Raw genomic sequence first — 17082 nt, 5'->3', positions numbered from 1 at the left:
GTTTTGTTATGATTGTACACTTATCAAAACCTAAACCATAAATGATTTTTCACTTTTATTTTTAAGCATACACATTTTTACGCTGTAAATGAGCACTATAGGCGGTGATATTTATTTTTCGCTTCGAAGGATGTATTTCATTTCGGGAAATAACATCCCATTTCGGGAAAAATAAGCACCTTTACTCTTATGAAAATAGGGTTGATTTCCGACACACATGGGTTTTTACATGAGCGCGTATTTCATCATTTTAAAGATTGTGATGAAATATGGCATGCAGGCGATGTGGGTGATGTAAAGGTTATAGAACAGTTGGAAGCGTTTAAACCTACAAAAGGTGTGTACGGCAATATTGATGATAAAACAATTCAAGCCATTTTTCCGGAAGAATTAATTTTTGAAGCTGAAGGTGTAAAAGTTTATATGATCCACATTGGGGGCAAACCTCCAAAATACGCAAGTGGCGTTAGAAAGAGGCTTGAAGAAATAAAACCTCAACTATTTATTTGTGGCCATTCTCATATTCTGAAGGTAATGCCCGATAGTAGTTTAAATAAAATGCTTTACATGAACCCAGGAGCTGCGGGCAATCATGGTTTTCACCTAATGAGAACTTTACTTCGGTTTGACATTGAAGCTGGAAAATTAAAAAACCTTGAGGTAATAGAACTTGGTAAAAGAGGAATGTAAAAAGGCATCACCTGAATGGTAATGCCTTTAAAAACTCTTGGTAAAAATTGGTTAAACCTATTACTTATTCGCTTCGGCCAAACCCATTTTTGCCGCTTCAAAATCAGGAGAAAGTGCCAAAGCCGCATTAAAATGTGTTTTCGCAGCTTCCTTATCTCCTTGGTCTAGAGAAATTAAACCACTTAGGTTCTTCAATGCTGCTTTAAATGCAACTTCTTGTGTAGACCCATCTTGTTTTGTCAGCGTGATTTTTGCATCATCCTTTAGTTTACTCTCAAGTATTCCAATATTAGTATTGGCTTCCTCGTAGCGTTTTATAGAATATTGAAGGTAGGTGATTTGATAAAGGATATTATTATCGTCTAGTTTAAGCCACATTTCTTGGTAGTACTCAATGGCTTTATCATAGATTCTTAACTGTTCATAACTTAGCGCTGCAATTTCCATCGCTATTAAATTACCAGGATATTTCTTCAGCAAATCCATAGCTACCAAAGCACTCGAAGTATATCTTCGGTTATTGTAATAGTACTCCGATAGGGTTCTCATAACTGAGCTATCGCCTGGGTCTAGTACCAACATATCATACAATGCCGCCTTTTGGACTTCAATATCATTATATAATTGTGCTTGGTTATAAACCGCCATTGCTTTGGCATATTCGTTCGATAGGTAGGTACTATCTTGGCCGAATGACGCTACTGAAACCATCATAATGGCCGCGATCATCCAATACTTCATTTTTCTCATTGTATACTAATTCAGATTATTTCAACTTTTAACAACTTCAAGGCCTCTCTCCCTACCTAATTCCAACATTAGATTATAAGCCTGATTATATTCATTTTGAATTTTACCTTCTAAAACCGCCTCTTTCAACGCCTCCTTTATTTCTCCTACCAAACGGCCAGGAGCCACTTTAAACGTGTTCATAATCACTTCTCCAGTAATTACCGGCTGGAAGTTACGAATTTTATCTTTTTCTTCTACTTCGCGCATTCGTTGTTCTACCGAATCGAAGTTCTGGAGAAATCGCTTTACTTTATTTTGGTTTTTCGAAGTAATATCTGCTCGGCACAGCATCATTAAATCATCGGTATGCTCTCCTGCCTCAAATAACAGTCTTCTTATGGCCGCATCAGTAATTTCATCTCTTACCAATGGAATAGGTCGTAAATGAAGCCTCACCAATTTCTGAACCTTTTTCATTTCGGCCCCCAGCGGCAATTTCATTCTTCTGAATATGCCAGGAACCATTCGAGCCCCTTTATCTTCGTGACCATGAAAAGTCCAACCCGTTTTTTTATTGAAGCGTTTGGTAGCAGGTTTAGCTATATCGTGTAAAATGGCTGCCCAACGCAACCATAAATCATCGGTATGCTCACTTATATTATCCAACACCTGTAGGGTGTGATAGAAATTATCTTTATGCGATTTATCTTCAATGGTTTGAACGCCTTGTAGGGCTACCATTTCAGGAAAAATTTTATCCAAAAGTTTGGCATAAAAAAGCAATTTAAAACCGTATGATGGCTTTTTGGCCAAAATGATTTTGTTCAACTCATCTGTCACCCTTTCCATCGAAACGATTTCAATTCGATCGGCCATTTTGGTAATGGCTTCAAAGGTATCGGCTTCAATATCGAAATTAAGCTGAGTAGCAAACCTAACGGCCCGCATCATTCTGAGCGGATCGTCAGAAAAAGTGACTTCTGGTGCTAATGGGGTTCTAATTGTTTTAGAAACTAAATCGGCTTGACCGTTAAAAGGATCAATCAGCTCGCCATAACTCTTTTTGTTAAGAGAAATGGCCATGGCGTTGATTGAAAAGTCGCGCCTATTCTGATCATCTTCTAGGGTTCCATCTTCCACAATTGGCTTTCGGGAATCACGTTGATACGATTCTTTTCGTGCTCCTACAAATTCTAATTCTAGCTCGCCACTTTTGATCATGGCTGTGCCAAAGGATTTAAAAACTGAAAAAGGCAAGTTACTTCCTAGCTCATTGTGAACAGCCTGAGCCAATTCTACTCCAGAACCTACACATACAAAGTCAATATCTTTTGAAGGTCGCTCTAAAAGAATATCGCGAACATATCCCCCTACTACATAGGTTTCAACACCCATTTTATCGGCAACAGCGCCTACAAGTTTAAAAATATCGAGTTGTAAGTGTTTTGAAAGGTTCATCCGTAGTCCTTTTTTTAAAAGGTGGGCAAAGTTAGCAGTTATTCAAAAGGGGACAAAAAGTAGAATAAAGGTTTATCAAATCACCTAATATGGATCATAAAATTAGTTAAAAACCAGAGACTCGAGGCTCGTTTAGGTGTTGAACATAAAGAAAAACTCATCTAAACAATTTAGTCTCATAGTTTTAAAAGAGTGAGGCAATCTTTCTGCAAGTTACCTTCATATCAAAGTAAATATACTACCTTTGTACCCCATAAGTTATTCCATTTACTCTTACTTATGGCTTCTACGAAATACATTTTTGTTACCGGTGGTGTTACTTCTTCTTTAGGAAAAGGAATTATCGCCTCATCTCTTGGTAACCTTTTGATGGCAAGGGGATACCGTGTCACTATCCAAAAATTCGATCCGTACATTAATATCGACCCAGGAACGCTCAATCCTTACGAACATGGCGAATGTTATGTAACTGATGATGGCGCAGAAACCGATTTAGACTTGGGTCACTACGAGCGTTTTTTAAATGTTCGTACCTCTCAAGCGAATAACGTAACTACAGGAAGAATTTACCACAACGTAATTACCAAAGAACGAAGAGGCGATTATTTAGGTAAAACCGTTCAGGTAATTCCTCATATCACCGATGAAATCAAAAGAAATTTCTACCGCCTTGGCGAAACTGGCGATTACGATATTGTAATTACAGAAATAGGTGGTTGTGTTGGTGATATTGAGTCACTTCCATTTATTGAAGCCGTTAGACAGGCAAAATGGGATTTAGGAGAAAGCAACTTTTTGGTAATACACCTTACGCTTATTCCTTATTTAGCCGCTGCCAAAGAACTAAAAACCAAACCAACACAGCACTCGGTAAAACAATTGCTAGAAGCTGGTATTCAGCCCGACATATTGGTTTGTCGTTCAGAAAAACCATTACCTTCAGAAATAAGAAGAAAGCTTTCTCTTTTCTGTAACGTACAGTTGAACTCAGTAATCGAAGCGTTAGATGCGGAAACCATTTACGATGTACCGTTGATGATGCGTAAAGAAAAACTTGACGAACGCGTTTTAACCAAACTAAAACTTGCTCACAAAGAGCCTCCGCATATTGACGAATGGAGAACTTTCTTGAGCAAACTTAAGAACCCAACCAACGAAGTAAACATTGGTCTAGTTGGTAAATATGTAGAATTGCCTGATGCTTATAAATCTATAGCTGAAGCATTCATCCACGCTGGTGCCCACTTAGAGTGCAAAGTGAACATTCACTGGATTTCCTCAGAAACAATTACAGAAAAGTCCGTTAAACGAACCTTAAGTGATTTACACGGAGTACTGGTAGCCCCAGGCTTTGGAGAAAGAGGCATTGAAGGCAAAATTGAAGCTATTCGCTATGTAAGGGAGAATAATATCCCTTTCTTTGGCATTTGTTTGGGAATGCAGTGCGCTGTAGTAGAGTTTGCTAGAAACGTTTTAGGTTTCGAAGATGCAGCTTCGTCTGAAATGGATAAAGAAACCAAACACCCAGTAATTGACCTGATGGAAGATCAGAAAAAGATTACCGACTATGGTGGAACCATGCGTTTGGGCTCTTATGAATGTAAATTAAAGAAGGCATCTAAAGCCTATCAGGCTTATAAAACTTCTACTATTCAGGAAAGGCACAGACACAGATACGAGTTTAACAATAAGTATTTGGAGCAAATGGAAGCAGCTGGACTAAAAGCAACAGGCATCAATCCAAAATCAGGATTGGTAGAGATTGTTGAGTTAGATAACCATCCTTATTTCGTTGGTTCTCAGTTCCATCCAGAATTAAAAAGTACAGTAATGAACCCTCACCCACTTTTCGTGAGCTTCATTGATGCCATAATACAGAATAAGAAAAACTAAGCATAAGAATAAAGAGAAGATGGATAGAAATCAGATGATCGGTCTCGGCCTGATTGCAGCGTTATTAATAACCTATGCAATCGTTTTTAAACCGCCAGTTACCGAGGAAGATTTAGCAACACCAACCCCTACCGAACAGGCAGCGGTTACCCCTGAACAAACAACTAGTCAATCAGAAGCAAGCAATGTTTTAACAGACACCATTGAAACTGATTATACAGATAAATACGGTGCGTTTGCAGCTGGTGCGCAAGGTGAGGCTACCGATTTAACCATAGAAAACGAAGTGGCTAAATTCACTTTTAGCTCTAAAGGTGGTATTATTAAATCGGTTGAATTAAAAGAGTTTAAGACTTGGGACGGAAGGCCATTGATACTGATTGATGAAGAATCAACAAGCCAGTCGCTAACGCTACAAACGGTTAAAGGAAATATCAACATAGCCGACCTCTATTTTAAGGCCAGCCAAACAGGCACAAGCCTAGTAAAAGGTGATTCGCTTCAGTTTAAATACACTATGGATTTAGGCTCAGGCAATTCAATTGAGCAGATTTACTCAATCGCAGGCGATTCATATGTAGTTGGCTATGAGATCAAAATCAACGGCCTAAACAGCACCATTATTGGTGAGCAAATGAACTTTGTTTGGCAACACCAAATGAAGCGTTACGAGAAGAATTTATCAGATTCTCGTATCAAATCAACTATTAAATGGTATTCGCTTGCTGAAGATTTAGATGACTTAAAAGCATCGAACAGCGATATTCAACAAGAGCAATTAACCGAGCCAATAAAGTGGTTGAGTTTCGATCAGAAATTTTTTAATGCAGGTATAATTTCAGAAAAGGGTTTTACTGGGGCATTAGTAAGTACAGACGTTCCAGCTCAAGATACAAGCATTGTTAAAAATGGCGAAATGCATTTGGCCATACCTGTAGCCGACTTATATAGCGGTAGCAAAAACCAGTATTATTTCGGACCAAACAATTACCGAATTCTAAAAAAGGTAACTCCGGGTTATAAAGAGAATATTTACTTAGGTTATAAAATGGTGAGTTGGGTAAACAAACTCATCATTATTCCTCTGTTCCAATTCTTAGAGAAGTACATCTCTAATTACGGAGTCATTATCATGATCATTGTTTTGATCATCAAATTGGCACTATTCCCTCTTACAAGAAAGTCCTACCTGTCGATGGCCAAAATGAAGGCCCTAAAACCAGAACTGGACGAGTTGAAAGAAAAAGTAGGTGGAGATCAGCAAAAAATGCAGCAAGAGCAAATGAAGCTCTATCGCGAAATGGGCGTAAACCCAATCAGTGGTTGTATTCCTATGGTGCTTCAAATGCCAATTTTATTCGCCATGTTCTTCTTCTTTCCTAACTCTATTGAGTTAAGAGGAGAATCATTCTTATGGGCAACCGACCTTTCAACTTACGATGTGCTTTTCAACTTACCGTTTACCATTCCTTTTTATGGTTCTCACGTAAGTGGTTTCACCTTACTTATGACGGTTTCTACTATACTATACACTTGGTCAAACAACCAAGTAAGTACGGTACAAGGCCCAATGAAAAGCATTGGTTATTTTATGCCAATCATTTTCATGTTTGTGTTGAACTCTTATTCTTCAGGACTAAGCTTCTACTACTTCGTTTCGAACATCATCACGTTTGGTCAGCAGGCCATTATCAGACGTTTTGTAGACGAAGATCAGATTAGAGCAAAGCTGCACGAAAACAAGAAAAACAACGCTAACAAAGGCAAATCTAAATTCCAGCAAAGACTAGAAGATGCTATGAAGGCAAGCCAAGAAGCCCAAAAGCAAAAGAGATCTAAAAAATAAGACTTACCAATATTCACAAAAAAGGAAGACTCAAACGGTCTTCCTTTTTTGTTTCAACTTAATAAAACACCTAATTCTATCTGTCACAATCAATTATTAACACTTCACACATTCATCATTTTCTATTGATGTAGTTCCCTTAATTCTTTCAATGATTCTTCTATCTTTGTAGGCTATTGACGAACCTAATCAGAGACTACAAAACATGAAATTCACCTTCTACGGACACTCTTCTTTCATGGTAGAAACAATGGGGAAAAAGTTACTGTTTGATCCCTTTATTACACCCAATGAAAAGGCCAAGAACATTGATATCAATGAATTAGAGCCTGATTATATTATTTTAAGCCATGGGCACGGAGATCATGTAGCAGATGTTGAGGCTATCTATTTCAACTCAAAAGCTAAGTTAATTTCCAATTTTGAAGTAGTAAATTGGTTTGAAGCTAAAGGAGTAGAAAACGGACACCCAATGAATCATGGAGGTGCTTGGGACTTTGATTTTGGAAGGCTGAAAATGGTAAATGCAATTCATTCCAGCTCAATGCCCGATGGCAGTTATGGCGGAAATCCAGCAGGTATTGTTATTACAAATAATGAAGGCAGCTTCTATTATTCGGGTGACACCGCCCTTACTAAAGACATGGAACTTATTGGCGAAGAATTCAACTTAGACTTCTCTATTATGCCCGTAGGCGACAATTTTACAATGGGCGTTACCGATGCTATAAAAGCTGCAAAAATGGTGAAATGTAATACCTTAATTGGGGTACATTTCGATACCTTTCCTTATGTAGCAATAGACCATGAGGAGTCGATAGAAAAAGCTGAAGCCGCTGGCATAAAGCTTACATTACCAAAAATTGGACAACAAATCACTTTTTAGATTTAAGAATGGGTAAGATAATTTCCATAGCAAACCAAAAAGGAGGAGTAGGTAAAACTACAACAGCCATGAACCTTGCCGCAAGTTTGGCGGTATTAGAATATAAAACTTTGGTGGTAGATGCCGATCCACAGGCCAACACCACTTCTGGCTTAGGCCACAACCCCAGAGAAGTAACCAAAAGTATTTACGAATGCATGGTGGGCAAAGAAGGCATACGCGACTGTATTATGACCACCGAGGTTAACTTTCTAGACCTATTGCCTTCGCATATCAACCTAGTTGGTGCAGAAATAGAGATGGTAAGCCTTTCGAACCGAGAGGAAAAAATGAAACAAGTTTTGGGCGAAATTAAAGATGAATATGATTTCATCTTGATTGATTGCGCACCTTCATTGGGTTTAATTACTATTAATGCGTTAACAGCCTCCGACTCCGTTGTAATTCCTGTGCAGTGCGAGTACTTTGCTTTAGAAGGTTTAGGTAAACTTTTGAATACAATTACCATTATTCAAAAGCGTTTAAATGCTAAACTATCAATTGAAGGCATTCTTCTTACAATGTACGATGTACGTTTAAGGCTCTCCAACCAAGTGGTTGAAGAAGTTCATACACATTTTAAAGACATGGTTTTCGAAACCATAATTCCTCGAAATGTAAAACTGAGCGAATCTCCTAGTTTTGGGCTTCCAGTAATCGTTCACGATGCAGAAAGTAAAGGAGCCTTGGCTTACCTTAACCTTGCAAAAGAGATAGGAGATCGTTTAAATTAGATTCATCAATGAATTCAGTCTGTGGATTTCTGAAACCAGAAGCCATTCAGACCGACTCATTCTATTAATAAAAAATTATTATGGCAGCAAAAGCACCCAAAAAGAAAAGCGTATTGGGAAGAGGATTAGGTGCGCTTTTGGAAGATTCAAATTCTGAAAGCAACAAAAATCTAGAAACCTCATCGGTAGGAACGATGAATGAAATTAACCTTGACCAAATTGAGGTAAATCCATATCAACCCAGAACCCATTTCGATCGAGTAGCATTAGAAGAGCTTGCCGATTCAATAAAACTGCAAGGGATTATTCAGCCCATTACGGTAAGACAACTGAGCGAAGGAGAATATCAGTTGATTTCTGGAGAACGAAGATTTCAAGCCTCAAAAATTGCTGGGCTCAAGAGTATTCCTGCTTATGTAAGAACTGCCGATGACCAGCAAATGCTGGAAATGGCCATTATCGAGAACATTCAGAGAGAAAACCTGAATGCCATTGAAATTGCTTTGAGTTACCAGAGGCTTCTATCTGAATGTAAAATCAAACAAGAAGAATTAGGAGAACGTGTTGGTAAGAACAGAACCACTGTAAACAACTACCTGAGGTTGCTTAAACTTCCACCAGATATTCAGGCAGGTTTGCGCGACAATAAGATTTCAATGGGCCATGCCCGCGCTTTGATCAATATTGAAGATGTAGACAAGCAATTGCACATCTACAAGCAAACTGTAGAAGAAGAACTTTCTGTAAGAAAGGTAGAACAGTTGGTACGTGATTTGATCACCCCGAAAGAGGAAAAACCTAAGCCAGAAAAGACTGGAGATAGTAAGCACAGAACCTATGAGGTTCAGCAAATTCAACAAAAGCTTTCTTCACATTTCGGCACAAGGGTAAACCTAAAGGCAGACGGACAGTACAGAGGTGAAATAAAAATACCATTTGTTTCTACTGAAGACCTGAACCGCATTTTGGAGATCATAAACTTGTAATGCAAAAAATCATATTCCTTGTTTCATTCTTTGCCCTTGGCTTTGGAGCAATGGCCCAAGACCCTACCGAAATCATGGACAAAGGTTTGGTAGAGGGCGACACTGTTCCACCAGATATTGAACTCAAAAAGGAATATGACCCTAAAAGAGCTTCTACCCTATCAGCCATTTTTCCTGGCTTAGGCCAGATTTATAATGACAGTTGGTGGAAAGCGCCTATCATTTATGTGGGCATGGGTACTTCTATTTACTTTATTGACTACAATAATCAGAAAAGAAAAGACTACACTGTTTTGGTCAAAGAGTTGTTAGCGAAGAAAAAAAATGGTGAGACAATCAATGAAAATGAATTAAGAGTGTACCGAAGAAATGCTGATTACTGGCGTAAGAACCGTGATTTAGTGTTTCTGACAACGCTTGCCATATATGGCTTAAACATTATAGAAGCTTCGATTGATGCCCATCTCAAAGGCTTTAATGTAAATGATAACCTTGCCAATTTTAAACCCAAAGTTGGCGTAATTAATAACGGCACTACCTACCTTGGTGTGGGGGTAACTATTCCAATAAGATCGAGATGAAAATTCTTTTATTAGGTTACGGAAAAATGGGTCAGATGATAGAAAAACTGGCCTTAGAAAGAAACCATAGCATTGTTGCTAAAATTACGGTAGACAATAGACACGATTTAGATAGTCTTTCTACGAACGATATCGATGTAGCCATAGATTTCAGCCAACCTTCTGCCGCCCCTGATAATATTAAATGGTGTATTGATCATAAAATACCTGTGGTGGTAGGTACTACCGGTTGGGCAAGTCACAAAGCAGAGGTTGATCAATATTGTAATGACAATGGAGGCACTTATTTGGTAGCTTCAAACTTCAGCATTGGGGTTAATATCTTCTTCAAGTTGAATAAGTTTTTGGCCAAACTCATGAACAGCCAAGCTGACTATGAAGTGAGTATGAAGGAGATTCACCACACTCATAAACTGGATGCCCCAAGCGGCACAGCCATTACTCTAGCCGAAGGCGTAATGGAAAACTTACCAAGCAAAACTAAATGGGTGAACGAAGCTTCAGACAAACCAGAAGAATTATCCATTATTTCTGAACGTGTTGACCCCGCTCCTGGCACTCATTCTATTTATTACGATTCAAAAATTGATTCCATAGAAATTACCCATACTGCGCATTCGCGAGAAGGTTTTGCCATGGGCGCCCTTTTGGTAGCCGAATGGCTTCCCAACCAAAAAGGCATAAAAACTATGGAGGACTTCTTGCAGTTTTAAAAGCAACTTTTGGAAAGTTTGTCAGTTGGATCAACTCAGGCCAAACCTCTAAGCTATTACAGCTTATAAGTTTTGTGGAGAACTTTCCAAAAGCTTGAAACTGGCTATTCAATCCAATTTCAGTTCATACCTCACAATCAGTTTATAATCTCTTTCCTGAGCGTAATCGTTATTATATAAAACGTACAGAGAATTCAAGTCACTCCCTCCAATGAGCTGCCCCCTCAAATCTGTAGCACTTCTAAAGTATTCTTCTCCCGGCTGAGGAGACAATGTTTCCAACTCAAAGTCTTGCTTTACAACACTACCATCCTTGATCAACAGGTAATAAAATTTATAGGTCGATTTCCGTAGTGTTTCCCAGTATTCGCTCTCTGAAATTCCTCCAGACTCTACTAATTGACCCGCCTGAGTATTGGAGATTGCACTGCTATACCTTATCAAGGTATAATCGCCAAGCTGTACCATATCATGATAAGTTGAATTAATTAGTCTTCCACCACCTTGCCTCCATTCCAAATATCCAGGACTGTCCGAAGCAACAGCGGATTCATTTCCACTACTAAAATATGTTGGCTCCAAATCAATGACATTCAAGAGACTCCCATCTGCTATTGAATATTGATGCAGCTTTTGGAATTTACTAAATAGCACGTTCAATACCCCAGTTCTTTTATTGAAAGCTATCCTAGGGGTTGTCCCGCCAATGGTCTCATCTACCATTTCATCTGGAAACCCATAGGTATGTCTTGTATGCTCATCGATGCTATCATCCGACTCTAACAAACCATTAAGGTCAAAAATCTTAAAGGAAGTCATAAAGGGATATGGATTATCTCGATTTTCGTAAGCTTCCTTTGTCCATTCAGAATATCCTAAGGCTAGATTACCATTTTTAAAACCACTTATTCTAATATAAGATCCAACAGTGAGCGATCGAGTATTCAATGCCTTGCTATTCCCTACCAAGTTTCCATCAAAGTCATAAACAAAGAACCCTCTCCGCGTAAAAACACCAATTCGATCATTGTCAAGAAAAAGGTTACTCATTGAGCCTATACCATGATTGATTGGTCCTTCACCAGTATTGTTGAACTGTCCTAAAACTTCACCCTCTTTATCTAAAATGATAAAACCTATTATGTTTCCTAACTCAGCAGCCCCAGGCGGGCGCAGAATACTCATAGCATCAGCCACATCTCCTAGCAAAAAGAGGTTATTCTCAGAATCATAATCATAAATTTTTATTGGACTCAAAACATCAATCTTAATTGAATCTTTGGGGATTAAGCTTACCTCTCCACTCGCCTGACTACTTTCTTTTCTCCCATCATTTGAGCAGCTACTTACATTAGAAAAAACTGTCAGAGCGAATACTGCTCTCAACAAGAATAAACACTTGGTGTATTTAATTTTCATAGAGATTAAGTAGTGTAAAGAATATATGTTTTTAAAGTACAAGCCCTTCTTTACTCGAATCTGTAACGTTTGCTTTAGTAGTTAAACTAACTTACATTTAATACAACTATTAATTTAGTGATTTTAAGAATTGGTCTTTCAAAATAACCTATATAATCCGAATCATCATGAATTATAAAAAAGTATTCTTCCTACCATTAGCTTGCATTGCTCTATTCTCCAGTAGTTGTAGTCAAAAAAAAGACTCAATTAATGCTGGGAATCAACTAAATTCAGGTGCGGTAGTTATTGATGTCGAAAAAGCACTTAAAGAAGGTACTTCACAATATCTGAGTCAATTTAGTTCCGAAATTGAGTACGTTAGGTTGGAAATGGCAGACGAGGGTCTAGTGGCGGGAAATGCGAGAACTTACGTATTGGAGGATTACATTTATACTGTTGCTTTCAGGCAAATACTTCAATTTGATAGAAAAACAGGCAAGTTCATCAAAGAATTAAGCCACTATGGTAATGATCCAGAGGCTTATCAATATACCCTTCCTTCTATGCACCCAACAACGTCTAATGAAATCTATGTTAGAACTGGTAACCGAATCAAAACTTTAAATTCAAAAGGAGAAATTAAAACTATAGCTTCGGCTCCCTCAGAAGTTGAAAATGCTTTCGAAGTAGAGGACGGTTATTTTGCTGGCTATATCAAGAACATGAGTTGTACTGTCAAAGAGTTAATAGTTATTTTTAATAAGAAAGGAGATGTAATAAAAAGCTTTCCTAATCACCAACAATGTGAGCCAAATCGAACTAACTCATTTTCCCTCCGCTTAAGCGAAGGCCTGTTTTTCACGAGTAAAAATGATGTCTTTTTTAAAGAAGCCTTTAACGATACCGTTTTTCAGGTAACAAAGGATGAACTTTTACCGGCTGTTATATTTGATATAGGAGAACACTCTCCACCTTATGAAAAGAAAGAAATCATGGAGGACGATGATTACTTCAACATGTATTCGCTGAATAATATTGATTTAAATGATAATTACGTGTTTTTTAGCCTCAACTATCAAGGAAAAACATATAGTGCCTACCACGACATTAAAGAGAATAAAACACACTTGGCCTATGAGAGGTATACGCAAACATCTAGCTTTCAAGATGATTTAAATGGGTTTATACCTTTCTCTCCACAGTATATCAACGACCAAAATGAACTAGTGAGCCATGTGGCAGCAGAAGTCTTATACAACTGGTTTAAAGACAATCCTGATAAAATCGAACCACTACCTAAAAGCTTGCAGAAGCTAAAGGACATAGACCGAGAAGATAATCCGGTCGTAATGATTGTGAAATTGAATTAAGAATTTGCTCATAAGAATTCAAGAAGGAATAATGCTGTCAACAGAAGAACTATGTGCTATTCTGGATTCGACAGCAACCCTTGGAGGGTTTAAAACCCTCCAAGGGTTCAGTCATCACCACTCAATTCCATTACCACCCTTTCCCTCCAAATAAGCATTTGCTTTACTAAAGTGCTTGCAGCCAAAGAAACCTCTGTAAGAAGATAATGGAGAAGGATGTGGCGCTTTCAAAATTAAGTTTGATTTGTCGTCAACAAAGGAGGCTTTCTTCTGGGCATAGCTGCCCCAAAGCAAATAAACTATCCCCTGTTTTCGAGAAGCTAGTTGATGAATAACAGCATTTGTAAACTCTTCCCAGCCTTTATTTTGATGCGAACCTGCCTGGTGTGCTCGAACGGTTAATGTTGCGTTGAGTAATAAAACTCCCTGTTGTGCCCAACGATCTAAAGAACCATTTGGTGGAATGTCTTTACCAAGATCATCTTTGATTTCTTTAAAAATATTTACCAATGAAGGCGGAAAAGGCACTCCTTCTTTTACCGAAAAGCAAAGCCCATTGGCTTGCCCAGGGCCGTGATATGGGTCTTGCCCCAGAATTACCACTTTTACATCGTCAAAAGCACATTGATCGAAAGCCCTGAAAATGTTATTCCCTGCCGGAAAAATGGTTTGAGTTTTATATTCCTCTTTCACGAAATCCGTCAAACTTTTGAAATACTCCTTCTCAAACTCCTCTTTTAAAACTTCTCTCCAGCTCTCCTCAATCTTAACATTCATCGAATTTTCGTTTTCTCATTAGTAATTTTAAAAGTAATCTATATCTTTAAAACTCTGAAGCGAAAGCCATAAATGATTGTAACAGCAATAACAGAAGGTGTAAAAGTAAGTGTGGAAACCCACTACCAACCGGAATATTCCAGTCCGGCACAAAACCACTTTGTGTTTACCTACCGCATTACGATTGAAAACGATGGTGAAAACACAATTAAGCTACACCGCAGACATTGGCAAATTTTCGATTCCAATAACGAAATGCGCGAGGTTGAAGGTGAAGGCGTTGTAGGCCAACAACCTGTTTTAGAACCGGGCGAAAAACATCAATATGTATCGGGTTGCAACCTGAGAAGCGGTATTGGCAAAATGCGTGGCATCTATTTGATGGAAAGGGTGATGGACGGAAAACAGTTTGAAGTCATCATTCCTGAGTTCACCATGATCGTTCCCTATCTCCTTAATTAATTCCCTTGTACCAAATTCTGGCTTATATAAAGTACTGGCTTTTAGCCATGAACGAACATTCGTTGCATTCGCCATTTCTTTATTCATTCTATACCAAAGTTGTTAAAAAAGACAATAAAAAAGGTTTTGAACCCATCGAAGCCTTAAGAAAAAGCCTGCTTCAAAACGATGAAGAGATTCTAATCGAAGATTTGGGGGCAGGTTCTCGCATCAGTAACTCCAATACGCGTAAAGTAAGTCAGATCGCCAAACACGCCTCTACTCCTGCTCGCTTTTCAAGATTGCTCAATCGAATTATCACACATTTCGATTATAAAAACATCGTGGAATTGGGCACTTCATTAGGTTTGAATTCAGCCTATATGGCTTCTGCAAAAAAGGATGTTCAACTTTTCACTTTTGAGGGAAGTGCATCCATCGCCAATTTGGCCAAGCAAAACTTAAGTAAGTTGAACTGCACCAATTACCAATTGATCGAAGGGAATATTGACAACACTTTACCTCAATGGATTGAAAACACCCCTCAAATTGATTTGGCTTACATAGATGCCAACCACCGATATGAACCTACACTTCGATACTTCGAACTACTCTTGCCTAAAATGACAACATCGGGCATGATCATTTTAGACGATATTCATTGGTCTAAAGAAATGAACGATGCTTGGGAAGTACTTAAAAAGCATCCTAAAGTCTCCCTTTCCATCGACCTATTCGAAGCAGGAATTCTCTTCCTCCAACCTGATTTAATGAAAGAAAATTATATTCTGGAATTTTAAGCTTTGACCATCTTCACGAAAAGCTCATTGCCGCTTCTGGGTGGAATGGAATTATGTGCTTCTTCCATAATTTCAATCTTGAAATAAGGTGAGAAAATCGATCGGTACCTCTCTTCATTTCCACCAAAAGGAGGATGCGTTGTGTTGAGTGGAATCTTAAACATGAGGCCTACCAGCTTACCACCATTCACCAAAAGTTCATGCATTTTAGCCACATAATCCGTTCGCATAATGGGGTTGAGCGCACAAAAAAATGTCTGTTCAATAATCAAATCATATTGCGAATGATGGTCAAAAAAGTTACCATGAATTAATTGCGAAGCAGGGAAATCAGGAATTCTAGATTGAAGATTCTGCAAAGGAGTTTTAGAAAGGTCAATCACCCAAACATTTTTAAACCCTTGACTCCATAAGTATTCTGCTTCATAGGCATTTCCCGCCCCGGGAATTAGAATCCTAATGTCCTTATTACTTAGCTGATCGATATAATCTTTAATCGGTGTAGAAACATGGCCTATATCCCAGCCCACCTGATTATTCTCATACCTTTGTGTCCAGTAATTCTCATTTAAAGATTCAATCATGCCAGTCGTTTTTAATGGGTTGGCATATTTAAAAAAGATTTAAGTAATTCGCCCAATATTTAACCGAAAAGACGTTTAAAATTTATTAACAGAGGTTCAGCGGAATGAGTGAAGTAGCAAAGAAGAAAGGCGGAAGCCCAGATAAAATTAGAATTATATTAATTGTGGCCCTCATTGTTATTGTAGCTGGGGCGGGCTTCAAAATTTACTCTGATAACGAAAGTAAAAACGCACTTCAAGCTGAATTTGAGGCTACAAAAATTACACTTACCACTAAATTAGATAGTATTAGCGGTCAACTAAGTAACCGTATTTCTGAAATAGCCAAGTTGGGTGGAAATATAGATTCACTGGTAACCTTAAAAGACTCGATCACTGCACAACGTGATCAGCTGCAAAGAACAAGAGTAGCCAATAAAGCCATTATTCAACGCTTGGACAGAAAAGTGGGGGGTTACGAAGAATTGCTTTTGGCTAAAGATGACGAGATCGCAGCGTTGAAAGTAATCAATACCAAATTGGTAGAAGAAAACATTGATTTAAAAACCGAGAAAAACGAATTAAACAATACAATACGTAAAGCCACAGAAACGCAACAAGAGCTAAAGCAGCAGATTTCTTTGGCTGCCAAACTTAAGGCAGAAAACGTAAAAGTCTTCAATATAAATTCTAGGGGAAAAGAGCGAGAAGGTGATTTCAGAGGCCGTCAGGCTGAGAAAATCAAGGTAACTTTCAATCTAGCAGACAACCCTGTTGCACCAGTTGCAGGCCATAAAATCATGATTCAGTTGGTTGACCCTGCTGGCAATGTAGTTTTTGATATCGCTAAAGGTTCTGGTTCATTTACTGTAGATGGACGTGAACAAACATTTACAGCGCGTCAGGAAATTCTTTTCGATAACTCAAAGCAAGAATTGACCTTCGTTTACGACAAAGGTTCTGAATTTGATGAAGGCGAGTACAAAATCATCATTCTTTCTGATACTTACGAAATAGGCAGAACTACTTTTAATGTAAGGTAGAACCCTGAACCTGATTCTACACTTGGACAAACCCTCTAAAAGTTGGGGCAATTATATTATCAGTAGTAAATAATTAATCTAAAGCGAAAAAGAGAACTTCTGGAGGGTTCTGCTAATGGAAGAATACTC

17 protein-coding genes are annotated in these 17082 nt (G+C 38.3%); 12 read left to right on the top strand and 5 right to left on the bottom strand.

Translation table 11 applies throughout. From position 1 onward, the window contains the following. Positions 1-189: 189 nt before the first annotated feature. Positions 190-690: a metallophosphoesterase family protein gene (locus OB69_RS08425; RefSeq protein ID WP_053223260.1), complete on the top strand. Its 501-nt coding sequence runs from the start codon at positions 190-192 to the stop codon at positions 688-690. A 60-nt stretch (positions 691-750) separates the two neighbouring features. Here OB69_RS08425 and OB69_RS08420 read toward each other — a convergent pair whose 3' ends face one another. Continuing rightward, positions 751-1440: a tetratricopeptide repeat protein gene (locus tag OB69_RS08420; RefSeq protein ID WP_053223259.1), complete on the bottom strand. Its 690-nt coding sequence runs from the start codon at positions 1438-1440 to the stop codon at positions 751-753. A 21-nt stretch (positions 1441-1461) separates the two neighbouring features. Further along, positions 1462-2880, bottom strand: a complete 1419-nt coding sequence (locus OB69_RS08415) for a CCA tRNA nucleotidyltransferase (RefSeq protein ID WP_053223258.1) — start codon at positions 2878-2880, stop codon at positions 1462-1464. A gap of 279 nt (positions 2881-3159) precedes the next feature. Between OB69_RS08415 and OB69_RS08410 the strand changes: the two genes are divergently transcribed. The 7 genes from OB69_RS08410 to dapB all read left to right on the top strand — a co-directional run bounded on the left by OB69_RS08410 (position 3160) and on the right by dapB (position 10558). Then, positions 3160-4773: a CTP synthase gene (locus tag OB69_RS08410; protein ID WP_053223257.1), complete on the top strand. Its 1614-nt coding sequence runs from the start codon at positions 3160-3162 to the stop codon at positions 4771-4773. Positions 4774-4792: 19 nt separating this feature from the next. After that, positions 4793-6619 carry a membrane protein insertase YidC gene (yidC, locus tag OB69_RS08405; RefSeq protein WP_053223256.1) on the top strand — a complete coding sequence of 609 codons (1827 nt, stop codon included), beginning with the start codon at positions 4793-4795 and terminating at the stop codon, positions 6617-6619. Between the two features lie 205 nt (positions 6620-6824). Beyond that, complete coding sequence (locus tag OB69_RS08400; RefSeq protein ID WP_053223255.1) at positions 6825-7505, top strand: metal-dependent hydrolase; 681 nt, start codon at positions 6825-6827, stop codon at positions 7503-7505. Between the two features lie 8 nt (positions 7506-7513). Beyond that, the gene (locus OB69_RS08395; RefSeq protein WP_053223254.1) at positions 7514-8278 is read left to right on the top strand and encodes a ParA family protein; all 765 of its coding nucleotides are present in this window, start codon (positions 7514-7516) and stop codon (positions 8276-8278) included. 80 nt (positions 8279-8358) lie between these two features. Continuing rightward, a complete protein-coding gene (locus OB69_RS08390) occupies positions 8359-9264 on the top strand; it encodes a ParB/RepB/Spo0J family partition protein (protein WP_053223253.1) in 906 nt (301 codons plus the stop codon). Continuing rightward, positions 9264-9845 (top strand): DUF5683 domain-containing protein, encoded by a 582-nt coding sequence (locus OB69_RS08385; protein WP_053223252.1) that lies wholly within the window; start codon positions 9264-9266, stop codon positions 9843-9845. Before OB69_RS08390 ends, OB69_RS08385 begins: the two co-directional genes overlap by 1 nt. Then, a complete protein-coding gene (gene dapB / locus OB69_RS08380) occupies positions 9842-10558 on the top strand; it encodes a 4-hydroxy-tetrahydrodipicolinate reductase (protein WP_053223251.1) in 717 nt (238 codons plus the stop codon). The genes OB69_RS08385 and dapB overlap by 4 nt, the downstream gene beginning before the upstream one ends. Before the next feature lie 108 nt (positions 10559-10666). Here dapB and OB69_RS08375 read toward each other — a convergent pair whose 3' ends face one another. Further along, positions 10667-11977: a hypothetical protein gene (locus tag OB69_RS08375; protein ID WP_053223250.1), complete on the bottom strand. Its 1311-nt coding sequence runs from the start codon at positions 11975-11977 to the stop codon at positions 10667-10669. A 167-nt stretch (positions 11978-12144) separates the two neighbouring features. Between OB69_RS08375 and OB69_RS08370 the strand changes: the two genes are divergently transcribed. Beyond that, positions 12145-13329, top strand: coding sequence for a DUF4934 domain-containing protein (locus OB69_RS08370; RefSeq protein WP_053223249.1), 1185 nt, complete (start codon positions 12145-12147; stop codon positions 13327-13329). A gap of 114 nt (positions 13330-13443) precedes the next feature. Here OB69_RS08370 and ung read toward each other — a convergent pair whose 3' ends face one another. Continuing rightward, positions 13444-14106 carry a uracil-DNA glycosylase gene (ung, locus tag OB69_RS08365; protein WP_053223248.1) on the bottom strand — a complete coding sequence of 221 codons (663 nt, stop codon included), beginning with the start codon at positions 14104-14106 and terminating at the stop codon, positions 13444-13446. 75 nt (positions 14107-14181) lie between these two features. Between ung and apaG the strand changes: the two genes are divergently transcribed. Both apaG and OB69_RS08355 read left to right on the top strand, forming a co-directional pair. Further along, positions 14182-14568: a Co2+/Mg2+ efflux protein ApaG gene (apaG, locus tag OB69_RS08360; RefSeq protein ID WP_053223316.1), complete on the top strand. Its 387-nt coding sequence runs from the start codon at positions 14182-14184 to the stop codon at positions 14566-14568. Positions 14569-14615: 47 nt separating this feature from the next. Then, positions 14616-15347, top strand: coding sequence for an O-methyltransferase (locus OB69_RS08355; RefSeq protein WP_053223247.1), 732 nt, complete (start codon positions 14616-14618; stop codon positions 15345-15347). On the opposite strand, the gene OB69_RS08350 is transcribed toward OB69_RS08355, so the two are convergent. After that, on the bottom strand, positions 15344-15931 hold the full coding sequence (locus OB69_RS08350; protein ID WP_053223246.1) for a methyltransferase domain-containing protein: 588 nt from the start codon (positions 15929-15931) through the stop codon (positions 15344-15346). The genes OB69_RS08355 and OB69_RS08350 overlap by 4 nt on opposite strands. A gap of 104 nt (positions 15932-16035) precedes the next feature. On the opposite strand from OB69_RS08350, the gene OB69_RS08345 reads away from it, so the two are divergent. Then, on the top strand, positions 16036-16953 hold the full coding sequence (locus OB69_RS08345) for a hypothetical protein (protein WP_053223245.1): 918 nt from the start codon (positions 16036-16038) through the stop codon (positions 16951-16953). Positions 16954-17082: the final 129 nt, after the last annotated feature.

Origin of the sequence: Roseivirga seohaensis subsp. aquiponti (assembly GCF_001267955.1) — a bacterium.
In the GTDB taxonomy this organism is placed as follows: domain Bacteria; phylum Bacteroidota; class Bacteroidia; order Cytophagales; family Cyclobacteriaceae; genus Roseivirga; species Roseivirga seohaensis.
Note: the sequence above shows the minus strand (reverse complement) of the source record. Positions and strands in the feature narration are given on the sequence as shown.

Excerpts from the sequence above, each read along its gene's own strand:
- OB69_RS08420 (WP_053223259.1), bottom strand. The coding sequence starts at position 1,440 with ATGAGAAAAATGAAGTATTGGATGATCGCGGCCATTATGATGGTTTCA.
- OB69_RS08355 (WP_053223247.1), top strand. The coding sequence starts at position 14,616 with ATGAACGAACATTCGTTGCATTCGCCATTTCTTTATTCATTCTATACC.
- ung (WP_053223248.1), bottom strand. The coding sequence starts at position 14,106 with ATGAATGTTAAGATTGAGGAGAGCTGGAGAGAAGTTTTAAAAGAGGAG.
- OB69_RS08410 (WP_053223257.1), top strand. The coding sequence starts at position 3,160 with ATGGCTTCTACGAAATACATTTTTGTTACCGGTGGTGTTACTTCTTCT.
- OB69_RS08345 (WP_053223245.1), top strand. The coding sequence starts at position 16,036 with ATGAGTGAAGTAGCAAAGAAGAAAGGCGGAAGCCCAGATAAAATTAGA.
- OB69_RS08390 (WP_053223253.1), top strand. The coding sequence starts at position 8,359 with ATGGCAGCAAAAGCACCCAAAAAGAAAAGCGTATTGGGAAGAGGATTA.
- OB69_RS08415 (WP_053223258.1), bottom strand. The coding sequence starts at position 2,880 with ATGAACCTTTCAAAACACTTACAACTCGATATTTTTAAACTTGTAGGC.
- OB69_RS08400 (WP_053223255.1), top strand. The coding sequence starts at position 6,825 with ATGAAATTCACCTTCTACGGACACTCTTCTTTCATGGTAGAAACAATG.
- yidC (WP_053223256.1), top strand. The coding sequence starts at position 4,793 with ATGGATAGAAATCAGATGATCGGTCTCGGCCTGATTGCAGCGTTATTA.
- dapB (WP_053223251.1), top strand. The coding sequence starts at position 9,842 with ATGAAAATTCTTTTATTAGGTTACGGAAAAATGGGTCAGATGATAGAA.
- OB69_RS08350 (WP_053223246.1), bottom strand. The coding sequence starts at position 15,931 with ATGATTGAATCTTTAAATGAGAATTACTGGACACAAAGGTATGAGAAT.
- OB69_RS08385 (WP_053223252.1), top strand. The coding sequence starts at position 9,264 with ATGCAAAAAATCATATTCCTTGTTTCATTCTTTGCCCTTGGCTTTGGA.
- OB69_RS08425 (WP_053223260.1), top strand. The coding sequence starts at position 190 with ATGAAAATAGGGTTGATTTCCGACACACATGGGTTTTTACATGAGCGC.
- OB69_RS08395 (WP_053223254.1), top strand. The coding sequence starts at position 7,514 with ATGGGTAAGATAATTTCCATAGCAAACCAAAAAGGAGGAGTAGGTAAA.
- OB69_RS08370 (WP_053223249.1), top strand. The coding sequence starts at position 12,145 with ATGAATTATAAAAAAGTATTCTTCCTACCATTAGCTTGCATTGCTCTA.
- OB69_RS08375 (WP_053223250.1), bottom strand. The coding sequence starts at position 11,977 with ATGAAAATTAAATACACCAAGTGTTTATTCTTGTTGAGAGCAGTATTC.